This window comes from Oryzihumus sp., from assembly GCF_054325275.1.
Genome location: NZ_JBTCWL010000093.1, coordinates 1 through 12,772, shown reverse-complemented (window position 1 = coordinate 12,772; position 12,772 = coordinate 1). Strand labels below are relative to the sequence as shown.

The following is a 12,772-nucleotide window of genomic DNA, read 5'->3' as shown; positions in this document are numbered from 1 at the left end:
CGGCCGCAGCGTCGTTTCGACCGTGACGAGCGTCCTGCACGTCGTGAGTTCAACCGCGACGACCGGCCTCAGCGCTTCGACCGTGAGGACCGTCCGGCCCGTCGCGAGTTCGACCGCGACGACCGTCCGCAGCGTCGTTTCGACCGTGACGAGCGTCCCGCGCGTCGTGAGTTCAACCGCGACGACCGGCCGCAGCGTCGTTTCGACCGTGACGAGCGTCCGGCCCGTCGCGAGGAGGCCGTCGAGGTGCCCGTGACCATCGCGGACGACAACGGCTTCGCTGCGCTCGGCCTGCCGGCCCCGATCGTCGCCCGCCTCGCCCGCGACGGCATCACCGCGCCCTTCCCGATCCAGGCCGCGACCATCCCGGACGCGCTGGCCGGCAAGGACGTCCTCGGCCGTGGCCAGACCGGCTCCGGCAAGACCCTGTCCTTCGGCCTGCCCATGCTGACCCGCCTCGCGGCGGGGGAGCGCGCCAAGCCCAACAAGCCGAAGGCGCTCGTGCTGGTGCCGACCCGTGAGCTGGCCATGCAGGTCAGCGACGCGCTCCAGCCGCTCGTGCATGTCCTCGGCCTGAGCCACAAGCTCGTCGCCGGCGGCATGCCCTACCCGCCGCAGCTGATGGCGCTGGAGAAGGGTGTCGACCTGCTCATCGCCACGCCGGGCCGCCTCAACGACCTGATCGAGCGCGGCGCCGTCCAGCTCGACGAGATCGACATCGCCGTCCTCGACGAGGCCGACCACATGGCCGAGATGGGCTTCCTGCCCGAGATCACCGCGATCCTCGACCTCATCCCGGCCGGCGGGCAGCGACTGCTGTTCTCCGCCACGCTGGACCGCGGCATCGACACGGTGGTCGAGCGCTACCTGACCGACCCGGTGACCCACTCCACCGACGAGGCGACCGCCAGCGTCGCGACGATGGAGCACCACATCCTGCTCATCGAGCCGATGCACAAGAAGGTCATCACCGCCGAGGTCGCCAACCGTGAGGGCCGCACCGTGGTGTTCGTGCGGACCAAGCTCGGCGCCGACCGCGTCGCCGAGCAGCTGCGTGAGCAGGGTGTCTTCGCCGCGGCGCTGCACGGTGGCCTGAACCAGGGCGCCCGCAACCGCGTCCTGGGTGCCTTCCGCGACGGCAAGCTCCCTGTCCTGGTCGCCACCGACGTGGCCGCCCGTGGCATCCACGTCGACGACGTCAGCGTGGTGCTGCAGGTCGACCCGCCGGCCGACCACAAGGACTACCTGCACCGCTCGGGCCGCACTGCCCGCGCCGGGGACAAGGGCACCGTCGTCACCCTGGCCCTGCCGCACCAGCGGCGCGGCATGGAGCGCCTCGCCCGCGAGGCCGGTCTGGAGACCGTGCCGACCCGCGCCCTCCCCGGCGACGACGTCCTCGCGGCCACCGGCGCCCGGACCCCCACCGGTGTCCCGGTGCCGGAGCACGAGTTCCGCCGCCTTCTCGAGGGTGAGAAGCGTCAGCACCGCCGCCCCGGCGGCCCCGCTCGCCCGCGCGGCCAGCGCAGCGGCTTCCGCGCCCCGCGCTACTGACGCCCGCGAAGGGGTGACCGGTCACACGACGATCGGCCCTCCTGTCCCGGCAGCCTGACCGGCAGAATGCCCGGTGTGGAATCTTCATTCCTCACCGGGCATCTGCTTGTCGCGACCCCGCAGACCGGCGGCGACGTGTTCCGCCGCAGTGTCGTGCTGCTCCTGCACCACGACGAGGAAGGCGCGCAGGGTGTGGTGATCAACCGCCCGCTCGACGCGACGGTCGACGCGGTCCTGCCCGGCTGGGAGGAGGTCGCCACCCCGCCCGCGCGCGTCTTCCAGGGCGGCCCCGTGGCGCTCGACTCCGCCCTCGGCCTGGTCTCCGTGCCCGGCGGGGGAGAGGCGCCGATGGGCGTCAAGCTGCTCTTCGGCGGGCTCGGGCTCGTCGACCTCGACATCCCGCCGTTGGTGGTTGCTCCCGAGATCGCCGGGCTGCGGATCTTCGCCGGGTATGCCGGGTGGTCGCCCGGGCAGCTCGAGGACGAGATCCGGGCGGGCGGCTGGTACGTCGTGGAGGCAGAGGCCCGCGACGGCTTCAGCGCGGACCCGGAGTCCCTGTGGCCGGAGGTGCTGCGGCGCCAGCGCGGCAACCTTGCCCTGGTCGCCAGCTTCCCGGAGGACCCCACGATGAACTGAGGCCGGGCCGCCCCGGCGGGCTCAGGCGTTGGCAGCGTCGAGCGCGGCCTGCAGGCTCTGCTTGTACCCCTCGCTGGTGAAGGTCGCTCCGCTGACCGAGTCGATCCGTGCCGACTGCGCGGTGACGGCCTCCCGGCGCAGCACGGGCTCTGCCCGGCCGCTGATCCGCACCGACGTCGAGCTGCTGTCGGTGAGCTTGAGCGCCACCACGTCCAACAGGTGTGTCCCCACGAGCACGGCCTTGACCTGCACGGTGCCGTAGGGGGTCGAGACCAGCGCACCGGTGACCGACCGGCGGGTCGAGGTCGTCCCGGAGGCGCGAGTCTTCCCCGGTGCAGGCGGTCGGGCGGCCCCGGTGGGCGCCGGCGGCGGCGCCGCTGCGGCAACGTGGACGCCGGCCACCGGCGAGGCGCCCTGGTGGGCGCCGGCCTCCCAGCTCGTGATCAGCGCGGCCGCGCCGACGACGGCCACCGCGGCTCCGGTCAGCAGTCTCACCAGGAGAACCTCTCGTCGTGGATGTGGGCCCGGGGCACGCGCGCCCGGCGCAGGCTGGTGTGGACGAGGTCCATCCACACCGGCGGCCCGCACAGGTAGACGTCGTGCTCCCTCAGGTGGGGCACCAGTGCGGCCAGGGCCGTGGCGTCGTCGTCGCCGCGGCCGACGTGCTCGGGCAGCCACGACCCGCGCACCGGGGGACCGGTGAGCAGGTGCAGCCGGTGGCCGCCGTGGCGGCTGACCTCGTCCAGCTCGTCCCGCAGCGCGAGCTGGGAGGCCCGGTCGGCGCGGTAGACGACGGTGACGTCACCGGGAGCGGTGGCCGGGTCGCGCGCCAGCTCCTCGGCCAGGGCGCGGATCGGCGTGACGCCGATGCCCGCGGCCAGCAGCAGCACCCGGCGGCGGGTCCGTCGGTGCGTGGTGAACGCGCCGTACGGGCCTTCGACCAGGACCCGAGTGCCGGGGCGCAGGCCGGCCAGCCGGGTGGAGTGGTCGCCGAGCTCACGCACCGTCAGCCGCAGGGTCCTGCCGTCGGGCTGGGCCGACAGCGACCACGGGTGGGCAGCGGCCCACAGCCCGCGGGTGAGGAAGCGCCACTGGAAGAACTGCCCGGCCCGCGCCTGCAGAGCATCCAGGTCCCGGCCCTTGACGGTGACCGACCAGGTGTCGGGGGTCTCCTGGACCACGCGCTCGACGTAGAGCCGGTGACGCACCGAGCGCACCACCGGCAGGGCGAACCGCCACCAGGCGATGCTGGCTGCCACGAGGACGTACAGGCCGAGCCAGGCCGCACGCACGAGCCCGCTGCGGGTGATGTCGGAGCCGACGGACAGCTGGTGGGGGATCGCCAGCGTGACCGCCGCGTAGGCCCCCAGGTGCACCAGGTGCCAGCGCTCGTAGCCGACGCGGCGCATGGCCGCCCGGACCGAGGTCACCGCGATGAGGACCAGCAGGGCGAGCGCGATGGTGGCGGTGAGCATGTCCGGGACGCCGGACAGCATCGCGAAAGGCTCACGCAGCCACCCCGACCACCACGGCATCCCGTCACGCGCGGCGTAGCCGAGCACGAGGGACTCGGCGTGGACCACCACCAGCGGCACGGTGACCCGGCCCAGGACGCGGTGAGCCTTGAGGGCTCGGTCCGAGCCGTAGACGCGGTCCACCCAGGGGACCCGGGCGGCGAGCAGCATCTGCACCAGCAGCAGGTCCACGGCGACCAGGCCGGTCAGCTGGCCCACGGCCACGAGCCGGCTGCCCCAGGACCCGGTCACCAGGTGCTGGCCGCCGCCGTCGCGCAGGAAGATCGAGACGGTGGTCACCAGGAGGCCGGCCGCCAGGAGCTCAAGCAGGTCGCCGACGCGGGCCCGCCACTGCTGGTGCCGCCGGCCGCGCAGGTGCAGCTGCCGGCGCCGCGCCCGTCCGGGCGCGGGCAGGGGCTGGGTCTGCGAGGAGGCTGCCATGAGCGCAAGGGTGCGTGGTCTGTCTCAGAGGATCCTCGGAAGCGCGCGCGGCCGCACCGTCCCGGCCACCCGGCATACCGGGGCGCTTAGACTCGGGGCCATGAGCGACAACCCGCTGAGCGACCCGTTCGAGCCGCAGGCGCAGCCGTCGGGGCCGTCCACCTCGACCTCCGTGCTCGAGCGCGAGCAGGTCGAGGAGCAGGTCCAGGAGCCCGGTGACCACGAGCGCTTCTCGCACTACGTGCGCAAGGAGAAGATCCTCGAGAGCGCGCTGTCCGGGGAGCCGGTCGTCGCGCTGTGCGGCAAGGTCTGGGTGCCCGGACGCGACCCCAAGAAGTTCCCGGTCTGCCCGGTCTGCAAGGAGATCTACGAGGGCCTGCGCGCGCCGCAGGACGGCGAGGACTGACACCAGAGGGTCCTTACCGAGACGTGGGACAACCCGGAGCGGGCACAGGGAGAACACAGCCCGTTCACAGGAACCGCCCGCGTTAGTTTCCGCGGACCACGCGTCCCGCCGGGGGTCGCGATCGCATCGCGGAAGGACCACTCATGTCGCTTCGCAAGACCGCTCTGGTGCTGCCAGGAGTGCTGGCGCTGGCCAGTCTCGGGCTGACCGCCTCACCCGCGTCAGCCTCCGTGCCGCGCGAGTCCGCCAGCGCCCAGACCTGTGTCACGCATGACGACCCGGTCAACACGGCCCGCGTGGCCAAGGGGGGCAACCGCAAGGACGGCAACGAGCTGACGAGCACCCAGGTCGCCCAGCGTGAGGCGCTCGTCGCCTCGGCGCTGGAGTCCAAGGGCCTGACCACCAACGCGCATGGCCGGGCGGCCAAGCCGGGCGGAGCGACCCCGGCGTTCGCCGCGACGACCGTCGACGTCTACTGGCACGTCATCTCCGACGGCACCAACGGCAAGCTGAGCTCCTCCCAGATCAACAGCCAGCTCAGCGTCCTGAACTCGGCCTACTCCGGGACCGGCTTCTCCTTCCGGCTGGTCAGCACCGAGACCACGGTGAACTCCTCCTGGTACACGAACCTGACCCCGGACACCGCGGCCGAGTCCCAGATGAAGTCGGCGCTGCACCGCGGCACCCGCAGGACGATGAACATCTACAGCGCCTCGCTCGGCGACGGCCTGCTCGGCTGGGCCACCTTCCCGACCGGCAGCGACGACTCCATGGACGGCCTGGTCATCGACGCCCGCACGCTGCCCGGCGGCAGCTACGCGCCGTACAACGAGGGCGACACCGCCACGCACGAGATCGGGCACTGGTTCGGGCTCTACCACACGTTCCAGGGCGGGTGCAGCGGCAGCGGCGACCAGGTCGGTGACACTCCGGCCGAGTCCTCGGCGGCGTTCGGCTGCCCCACCGGCCGGGACACCTGCACCGCCACCGGCGTGGACCCCATCCACAACTTCATGGACTACACGGACGACTCCTGCATGTACCAGTTCACCGCCGGGCAGGTCACCCGGATGCAGAACCAGTGGGTGGCCCTGCGCGGCTGATCCCGACCGCTGCCACGGTGCCCTGCGGGCCGCCCGACCCGGCCCGCAGGGCACCCCGATAACACACTCCGGGACCCCGTCCGTGGTGGCGGGGTCCCGGCATGTCGGGTCACGGATTTCGTTACCCTCGGTCCCCTTATGAGTACTGCCGCGGCATCCCACCTCCCCCCAGCATTCCCGGAGCGCGCCGCGTGGGGCACGGCCTCCAAGCTGCGTGCCTGGCAGGCGGCGGCGCTCGAGCAGTACCTGCGCGAGGGCCCGCAGGACTTCCTCGCCGTCGCCACCCCCGGCGCCGGCAAGACGACCTTCGCCCTGCGCGTGGCCACCGAGCTGCTCGGCCGCGGGATCGTCGACCGGGTCACGATCGTGGCGCCGACCGAGCACCTCAAGACGCAGTGGGCCGACGCGGCCGCGCGGGTCGGCATCAACATCGACCCGAAGTTCACCAACGCCATGGGCCGGCACAACACCGAGTTCGACGGCGTCGCGCTGACCTACGCCGGCGTCGCGAGCAAGCCGCTGCTGCACCGCGCCCGCACCGAGGCTGCCCGCACCCTGGTGATCCTCGACGAGGTCCACCACGGCGGCGACAACCTGTCCTGGGGGGACGCCATCCGCGAGGCCTTCGAGCCGGCCACCCGGCGGCTGTGCCTCACCGGTACCCCCTTCCGCTCCGACACCAGCCCGATCCCGTTCGTGCGCTACGAGGAGGACCGCGCCGGGGTGCGCCGGTCCGCCAGCGACTACGCCTACGGGTATGCCGAGGCGTTGCGTGACGGGGTCGTGCGCCCGGTGCTCTTCCTCGCCTACAGCGGCGCGATGCGCTGGCGCACCCGCGCCGGTGACGAGGTCGCCGCCCGCCTGGGGGAGCCGCTTACCAAGGACCTCACCGCGCAGGCGTGGCGCACCGCCCTGGACGCCAAGGGGGAGTGGATCCCCTCGGTGCTCTCGGCCGCGGACAAGCGGCTCTCCGAGGTGCGCCGGCACGTGCCTGATGCCGGGGCGCTGGTCATCGCCTCGGACCAGACCAACGCGCGGCACTACGCCAAGATCCTGCACGCCCTGACCGGCGAGAAGCCGACCGTCGTGCTGTCCGACGACGCCGGGGCCTCCAGCCGGATCGAGGAGTTCTCCCAGAGCGACTCCCGCTGGATGGTCGCGGTCCGCATGGTGTCCGAGGGTGTCGACGTGCCCCGCCTGTGCGTGGGCGTCTACGCCACCTCGACCTCCACGCCGCTGTTCTTCGCCCAGGCGGTCGGCCGGTTCGTGCGTGCCCGTCGTCGGGGTGAGGTCGCCTCGGTGTTCCTGCCCAACGTGCCGGTGATCATGGAGCACGCGGCTCGGCTGGAGGAGCAGCGCGACCACGCCCTGGACAAGGTGGTCAAGCCCGGCGAGGAGGAGAACCTCTGGGCTGCCGAGGACCAGCTCGTCGCCGAGGCCAACAGCACCAAGTCCACCGCGGACCTCGAGGGCACCTTCGAGGCGCTGGAGTCCGTGGCCGAGTTCGACCACGTGCTCTTCGACGCCCAGCAGTTCGGCCTCAACGCCGAGTCGGGCAGCGCCGAGGAGGAGGAGTACCTCGGCCTGCCGGGGCTGCTGGAGCCGGACCAGGTGGCCACCCTGCTGCGCGAGCGGCAGGCTTCCCAGAAGGGCGCCACCAAGCGAGCCGCGGACGCACCGGTCGCCGCGCACCGGGCCCTGGCCGCCCAGCGCAAGGAGCTCAACTCGCTGGTGTCTGCCTACGCCCGCAAGACCGGCGCGCCCCACGGAGTGGTGCACAACGACCTGCGCCGCACCTGTGGCGGCCCGGCGCTGGAGCAGGCCAGCTCCGAGCAGGTCCAGGAGCGGATCGAGAAGATCCGCGCCTGGTTCGTCGGCCGCCGGTGAGCCGGCCGGTAGCGTGGTGCCGTGGCTGAGCTGCGCGCCGCCAAGGGCATGGGCGGAGAGACCTCACAGACCCTGGACCGCGGCCTGGGCGTGCTGCAGCTGCTCGGCTCCCGCGAGAACGCCGGGGGCATGACGATCACCGAGATCGCCTCGGCGCTCGGCGTCGGGCGCCCGGTCGTCTACCGCCTGGTCGCGACCCTGGAGAGCCGCGACTTCGTCACCCGTCGCGAGGACGGCCGGATCCGGCTGGGCCTGGCCATCACCCGCCTGTCCTCCTCGGTCCTGCCGTTGCTGCGCGAGGCCGCCATGCCCACGCTGCGCACCCTGGCCGACGCGGTCGGGGCGACGGCGCACCTGACTGTCGTCGAGGGCGGGGAGGCCCTGGCCATCGCGGTGGTCGAGCCGTCCTGGACCGACTTCCACGTCGCCTACCGCGTCGGCAGCCGGCACCGGCTGGAGTCCGGTGCCGCCGGCCGGGCGATCCTGGGCGCGCGGGCCGGCGACCCGGCATACGTCGTCTCCGACGGTGAGCTGCAGGCCGGCGCCCACGGGGTGGCGGCGCCGCTGGTCGGCGTCGCGGGGCTGGAGGCCTCCGTCGGCGTCGTGGCGATGGTGCCGCTGGACGTGGCGGCCGTGGGGCCCCAGGTCCAGGCGGCGGCCTCAACCCTGGCGGCCGCGCTGCGCTGACCCCTCGGCTGCAGCCTGCACCAGCGGCAGGGTGCGGTAGGCGATCTGCCGCGCCAGCGCGATCACGGTCGAGGCCCGCAGCACGTGGCCGTCGTCGACCACCTTGTCGATCACGCGCTGCAGGTCGGCGTTGTCGCGGGCCACCACCCGGATCATCAGGTCGCCGGTGCCGGTGATGGTGTGCGCCTCGAGCACCTCGGGGATCGCCGACAGGTGGGCCACCACCGGGTCGTGCCCGCGGCCCTGGCGGATCTCCAGCGTGATGAACGCGGTCACCGGGTAGCCCACCGCCGCCGGGTCGACCTGCGGGGCGAAGGTCCGGACCACGCCGCGCTGCTGCATCCGGTCCAGCCGGGCCTGCACCGTGCCGCGGGCCACGCCGATGGCCCGGGCCGCCCCGAGGACGCCCACCTGCGGGTCGTCGGTGAATGTGGTGAGGATGCGGGCGTCCAGGTCGTCGATCGACATGGACAAACTGTATGCCGTGCGCCGGGCCCAGCCCGACAACCTGCGCAACCTGTCCACCGGTTCCGGTCATGGTTGCCCGGTCGGGGCGGCTACGCCACAGTGCCGCTCATGACCGAGACCATCGCCCTGACGCCCGAAGAGCGCGACGCCAACCTCGACCTGGACCAGCTCAAGCAGCTGGTCGGCCTGGTGGAGTACGACGAGAGCAAGGACCCCTTCCCGGTGACCGGCTGGGACGCCATCGTCTTCGTCGTCGGCAACGCCACGCAGACCGCGCACTACTACCAGTCGGCGTTCGGCATGGAGCTGGTCGGCTACTCCGGGCCGGAGACCGGCAACCGCGACCACAAGGCGTTCGTGCTCAAGAGCGGCTCGTGCCGCTTCGTCATCAAGGGCGGGGTGGCCCCGGACAGCCCGCTGCACGACCACCACCGCGCGCACGGCGACGGCGTCGTCGACATCTCCCTCGAGGTGCCCGACGTGGACAAGTGCATCGAGCACGCCCGCGCGATGGGCGCCACGGTGGTGGAGGAGCCGCACGACGTCAGCGACGAGCACGGCACCGTGCGCCTCGCCGCGATCGCCACCTACGGCGACACCCGGCACACGCTGGTGCAGCGCTCGGGCTACGACGGCGTCTACCTGCCCGGCTACGTCCCGCGCAGCTCCGGCTTCGTCAAGCGCGAGGGCTCCCCCAAGCGGATGTTCCAGGCCCTGGACCACATTGTCGGCAACGTCGAGCTCGGCAAGATGGACCAGTGGGTCACCTTCTACAACAAGGTGATGGGTTTCGTGAACATGGCCGAGTTCATCGGCGACGACATCGCCACCGACTACTCGGCGCTGATGTCCAAGGTCGTGGCCAACGGCAACCACCGGGTGAAGTTCCCGCTCAACGAGCCGGCCATCGCCAAGAAGAAGAGCCAGATCGACGAGTACCTCGAGTTCTACCGCGGTCCCGGCGCGCAGCACCTCGCCCTGGCCACCAACGACATCCTGGCCACGGTCGACGCGATGACCGCCGAGGGGGTGGAGTTCCTCTCGACCCCGGACTCCTACTACGAGGACCCCGAGCTGCGTGAGCGCATCGGCAACGTCCGCGTGCCGATCGAGGAGCTGCAGAAGCGCGGCATCCTCGTCGACCGCGACGAGGACGGCTACCTGCTGCAGATCTTCACCCGCCCCGTCCAGGACCGCCCGACGGTCTTCTTCGAGCTGATCGAGCGTCACGGCTCCCTCGGCTTCGGCAAGGGCAACTTCAAGGCGCTGTTCGAGGCGATCGAGCGCGAGCAGGAGCGTCGCGGCAACCTCTGAGGCCCGCTTTCACCCTTCCGGTGACCCCATGGCATACCCGCTGGTATGCCATGGGGTCACCCGCGTGAGCGGATGTCCGCTTTGTCCCATAACCTCGGGGGTCATGGAGTCGACGAACCCGGCGGACGCAGCAGTCGAGACCGGGCAGGTGGAGTGGGTCCCGCGCAAGCGGGTGTTCGCGATCCTCGGCGCGGCGGGAGCACTGGTGCTCATCGCCGGCCTGACCGCGCTGACCTACCTCTGGCGGGGCCTGACCGGCCACGACCAGCAGCCCTGGTGGGCGGTGGTGGTCATGATGCTCGGCGGCTACGTGATGTTCATCGGGCTCTGGCGCTGGCTGCGGGCCGAGCGCCACGGCTTCGCGATGCACCGGCGCATCTGGGCGCGCATGGGCGGCGGTGCGGCGCTCATCGTCGTGGGCCTGCTCCTGCCGCTGTACGTCGCCGGCTGACGTCGGGGCGACGGCGGTCGGGACTCCTCGATTCGGACCGTGCTGTGCGCAGCGTCTACCCTCGTGCGGGTCGTCGGGAAACGTGGGGAAGGGGACGCGCGTGGGTGGGGTGGTGAGCGCCTCCTTCGAGGGGCTTGACGAGCTGGCCCGGCTGGCCCAGGAGCAGCAACGTCATGTTGACGCGGTCAGGAAGCACGTCGAGGGTGCCTGTGGCCGCGTGGGAGCCTTCACCGGGCTGATGTCGCTGTTCGCCGGGGCCTACGCCGAGGCGCACGCGACCGTGGTGAGCGAGCTCGGCCGCGCCGGCAAGGGCGCCGGGGACGTCTCCACCGCCTTCCGCACGGTGGTGGCCACCTACCGCCACCATGACCGGCGGGCCTCCGAGCGCATGCAGACCCTGCATGCGCGGATCAGCGAGGCGAAGGGCTACGCGCCGCAGGAGGGCGAGGACGGCTTCGGGGTGCCGCGGCCGCTGAAGTTCGCCGCCGGCGCCACCGACTACGCCGACGGCGTGGCCGACTCCTACGCCGAGCTCGCCCCACGTCTCGGCGAGCTGCCCGCTCCGGGCCCCCTGGACGTCGGGTCCGACCTCAAGGGCCTGCCCAGCGACGGGGTCGGCCTCGTCGCGGACTTCACTGACACCATCGGGGAGGGGCTGACCATGAGCGACGGCTCGTCCGACAGCGCCGACTACGAGGAGTTCGAGCACCAGCACGCAGGGGGGCACCAGTGACCACCGTGGCCCTGACCAACCCGGACTCGCTCCTGGTCGCGCACACCTCCAACGCTGAGGGGAGCCTGATCGACGACCTGCGGGGCGAGTGCGGCGTCATCCTGCAGACCATCGACTGGATCGCCCGCAAGCTCGGCTTCGACCTCATCGGCGCGATCTTCGACCCCATCGCCGGCGACTTCAGCACGGTGGACGCGATGCGTCAGGACTGGCTCGGCGCCGCGGGCGCGCTGAAGGCGATCGGCGAGAACTACCAGGCCATGGCCGGCGCCCTGCCCCGGGTCTGGGACGCCGGCAGCGCAGAGCGGGCCGTGGCCCGGCTGCGGTCCATGGGAGAGGCCCACGCCATGCAGGCCAAGGCCGCCGAGCTGATGTCGCAACAGCTCGGGAACATGCTCACGGCGGTGAGCGAGGGCTGCAAGCTCCTGGCCGGGGTGCTCGGCCTCGTGGAGGAGATCGTGCTGTCCATGAGCATCGCCAAGTGGGCCGAGGAGATCCTGACCATGGGCTCGGGGGTGCGCAAGGTCGTGTCGCTGCTCTACCGCGCCATCGAGTTCATCAAGAACCTCAGCAAGGTCATCCCGCCGATGCTCAAGGCTGCCGGCATCCTGGCCACGATGTTCAAGTACATGAACCTCGCCTTCATGATGCCGGTCGCGGCGGTGACGCAGGGCCAGGCGGCGCTGCACGTCGATGACACCGCGGCTGCGGGCTTCCACAGCCCGGCCTTCGCCCCCGGAAGCACGTTCTGAGGAGCACTGTGCCCAGCGCCGAGGAGATGGACGCCCTGTCAGCCGAGTTCCGGGCGGCGATCCACGAGATCCAGGAGCTCACGGACTCGCTGCGGGACGGCAGCGCAGGCCTGCTCGAGGAGGTGCGCGCCGAACGCGACTCCCTGCGACAGGCGCGCGAGCGCGAGGCCGATGAGCTCGCGGCCGCCGCACGGGAGGGCGAGCACGGTCCGGCCCGGCAGGAGCTTCAGCGCCGGCTCGACCGGGCGCAGACGACCTGGCGCGCCGTGATGTCCGGCCAGGACGAGCACTGGAGCGCCGTCGAGGTGCGCGCCGAGGTCGTCGGCGACGCCCGGCAGGCCATCGACGACCTCGAGAAGGCCGACCCCGGGTTCGCCGAGACCTACCGCGAGATCGCACCCCTGCGAGCCGACAAGGAGCCGGGAGAATGGTGATGGCCGACGACCGAGCCGAGAATGCGGCGACCGCCGACGCGGACCACGCCGCCAAGCTGAGAGACCTCAAGGGCCTCGAGCTCTTCCTCGTGATGCGCTCCGGGGCGCCCGTGGTGGGCATCGGCGTCACGGTGAGCTGCATTTACGTGTGGGCGGCGCTGGGCCTGGACACCCGGGTGCTGCTGCTCGGGGTGCCGCTGATGCTGGCCGGCTCCGGGTCGGCCTTCGTGGGCCTGCGCACCCGGCTCCGCGAGGCGCGACGCAGCCGGGAGCTCACCACGCAGGGCTACGGGCCGATCCTCGCCGGCTGGGCGTTGGTCTTCCTCGGCCTGGTCCTGCCGCTGTACCTGTCCTGATCGTCCCGCACACGGCGACGGCAAGGCATACCGGGCAGG

At 72.2% G+C, this 12,772-nt stretch carries 15 protein-coding genes; 12 read left to right on the top strand and 3 right to left on the bottom strand.

Features of this window, described 5'->3' with window-relative positions; translation table 11 throughout:
• Window positions 1-1,551: DEAD/DEAH box helicase (locus ACXVGS_RS17575; RefSeq protein ID WP_458537248.1), on the top strand; the 1,551-nt coding region annotated here is incomplete at its 5' end.
• 75 nt (window positions 1,552-1,626) lie between these two features.
• Window positions 1,627-2,187 carry a YqgE/AlgH family protein gene (locus ACXVGS_RS17570; RefSeq protein ID WP_458529288.1) on the top strand — a complete coding sequence of 187 codons (561 nt, stop codon included), beginning with the start codon at window positions 1,627-1,629 and terminating at the stop codon, window positions 2,185-2,187.
• 21 nt (window positions 2,188-2,208) lie between these two features.
• On the opposite strand, the gene ACXVGS_RS17565 is transcribed toward ACXVGS_RS17570, so the two are convergent.
• Window positions 2,209-2,682, bottom strand: a complete 474-nt coding sequence (locus tag ACXVGS_RS17565; protein ID WP_458529287.1) for an FMN-binding protein — start codon at window positions 2,680-2,682, stop codon at window positions 2,209-2,211.
• Window positions 2,679-4,142, bottom strand: a complete 1,464-nt coding sequence (locus tag ACXVGS_RS17560) for a ferredoxin reductase family protein (protein ID WP_458537247.1) — start codon at window positions 4,140-4,142, stop codon at window positions 2,679-2,681. Before ACXVGS_RS17560 ends, ACXVGS_RS17565 begins: the two co-directional genes overlap by 4 nt.
• A 100-nt stretch (window positions 4,143-4,242) precedes the next feature.
• Between ACXVGS_RS17560 and ACXVGS_RS17555 the strand changes: the two genes are divergently transcribed.
• From ACXVGS_RS17555 to ACXVGS_RS17540, 4 genes are all read left to right on the top strand, one after another.
• Window positions 4,243-4,548, top strand: coding sequence for a DUF3039 domain-containing protein (locus tag ACXVGS_RS17555; RefSeq protein WP_141787525.1), 306 nt, complete (start codon window positions 4,243-4,245; stop codon window positions 4,546-4,548).
• Between the two features lie 143 nt (window positions 4,549-4,691).
• Entirely contained in the window at window positions 4,692-5,651 is a 960-nt protein-coding gene (locus ACXVGS_RS17550; RefSeq protein WP_458529285.1) for a zinc metalloprotease, read from the top strand.
• A gap of 138 nt (window positions 5,652-5,789) precedes the next feature.
• Window positions 5,790-7,538: a DEAD/DEAH box helicase gene (locus ACXVGS_RS17545; protein WP_458529284.1), complete on the top strand. Its 1,749-nt coding sequence runs from the start codon at window positions 5,790-5,792 to the stop codon at window positions 7,536-7,538.
• Between the two features lie 21 nt (window positions 7,539-7,559).
• Complete coding sequence (locus ACXVGS_RS17540; protein WP_458529283.1) at window positions 7,560-8,225, top strand: IclR family transcriptional regulator; 666 nt, start codon at window positions 7,560-7,562, stop codon at window positions 8,223-8,225.
• Here ACXVGS_RS17540 and ACXVGS_RS17535 read toward each other — a convergent pair.
• On the bottom strand, window positions 8,199-8,693 hold the full coding sequence (locus ACXVGS_RS17535; protein WP_458529282.1) for an Lrp/AsnC family transcriptional regulator: 495 nt from the start codon (window positions 8,691-8,693) through the stop codon (window positions 8,199-8,201). The genes ACXVGS_RS17540 and ACXVGS_RS17535 overlap by 27 nt on opposite strands.
• Before the next feature lie 108 nt (window positions 8,694-8,801).
• On the opposite strand from ACXVGS_RS17535, the gene hppD reads away from it, so the two are divergent.
• The 6 genes from hppD (at window position 8,802) to ACXVGS_RS17505 (ending at window position 12,733) form a co-directional block, all read left to right on the top strand.
• Window positions 8,802-10,007 (top strand): 4-hydroxyphenylpyruvate dioxygenase, encoded by a 1,206-nt coding sequence (gene hppD / locus ACXVGS_RS17530; RefSeq protein WP_458529281.1) that lies wholly within the window; start codon window positions 8,802-8,804, stop codon window positions 10,005-10,007.
• Window positions 10,008-10,110: 103 nt separating this feature from the next.
• Entirely contained in the window at window positions 10,111-10,458 is a 348-nt protein-coding gene (locus ACXVGS_RS17525; RefSeq protein WP_458529280.1) for a hypothetical protein, read from the top strand.
• Window positions 10,459-10,570: 112 nt separating this feature from the next.
• Window positions 10,571-11,191 (top strand): hypothetical protein, encoded by a 621-nt coding sequence (locus tag ACXVGS_RS17520; protein ID WP_458531903.1) that lies wholly within the window; start codon window positions 10,571-10,573, stop codon window positions 11,189-11,191.
• On the top strand, window positions 11,188-11,943 hold the full coding sequence (locus tag ACXVGS_RS17515; RefSeq protein WP_458531902.1) for a hypothetical protein: 756 nt from the start codon (window positions 11,188-11,190) through the stop codon (window positions 11,941-11,943). The genes ACXVGS_RS17520 and ACXVGS_RS17515 overlap by 4 nt, the downstream gene beginning before the upstream one ends.
• An 8-nt stretch (window positions 11,944-11,951) precedes the next feature.
• Window positions 11,952-12,377: a hypothetical protein gene (locus tag ACXVGS_RS17510; protein WP_458529277.1), complete on the top strand. Its 426-nt coding sequence runs from the start codon at window positions 11,952-11,954 to the stop codon at window positions 12,375-12,377.
• Window positions 12,377-12,733 (top strand): hypothetical protein, encoded by a 357-nt coding sequence (locus ACXVGS_RS17505; protein ID WP_458529276.1) that lies wholly within the window; start codon window positions 12,377-12,379, stop codon window positions 12,731-12,733. The genes ACXVGS_RS17510 and ACXVGS_RS17505 overlap by 1 nt, the downstream gene beginning before the upstream one ends.
• Window positions 12,734-12,772 lie beyond the last annotated feature (39 nt).

Coding starts and splice junctions, on each gene's coding strand:
- ACXVGS_RS17560 (WP_458537247.1), bottom strand. CDS start 4,142: ATGGCAGCCTCCTCGCAGACCCAGCCCCTGCCCGCGCCCGGACGGGCG.
- ACXVGS_RS17555 (WP_141787525.1), top strand. CDS start 4,243: ATGAGCGACAACCCGCTGAGCGACCCGTTCGAGCCGCAGGCGCAGCCG.
- ACXVGS_RS17550 (WP_458529285.1), top strand. CDS start 4,692: ATGTCGCTTCGCAAGACCGCTCTGGTGCTGCCAGGAGTGCTGGCGCTG.
- ACXVGS_RS17545 (WP_458529284.1), top strand. CDS start 5,790: ATGAGTACTGCCGCGGCATCCCACCTCCCCCCAGCATTCCCGGAGCGC.
- ACXVGS_RS17535 (WP_458529282.1), bottom strand. CDS start 8,693: ATGTCGATCGACGACCTGGACGCCCGCATCCTCACCACATTCACCGAC.
- hppD (WP_458529281.1), top strand. CDS start 8,802: ATGACCGAGACCATCGCCCTGACGCCCGAAGAGCGCGACGCCAACCTC.
- ACXVGS_RS17525 (WP_458529280.1), top strand. CDS start 10,111: ATGGAGTCGACGAACCCGGCGGACGCAGCAGTCGAGACCGGGCAGGTG.
- ACXVGS_RS17505 (WP_458529276.1), top strand. CDS start 12,377: ATGGCCGACGACCGAGCCGAGAATGCGGCGACCGCCGACGCGGACCAC.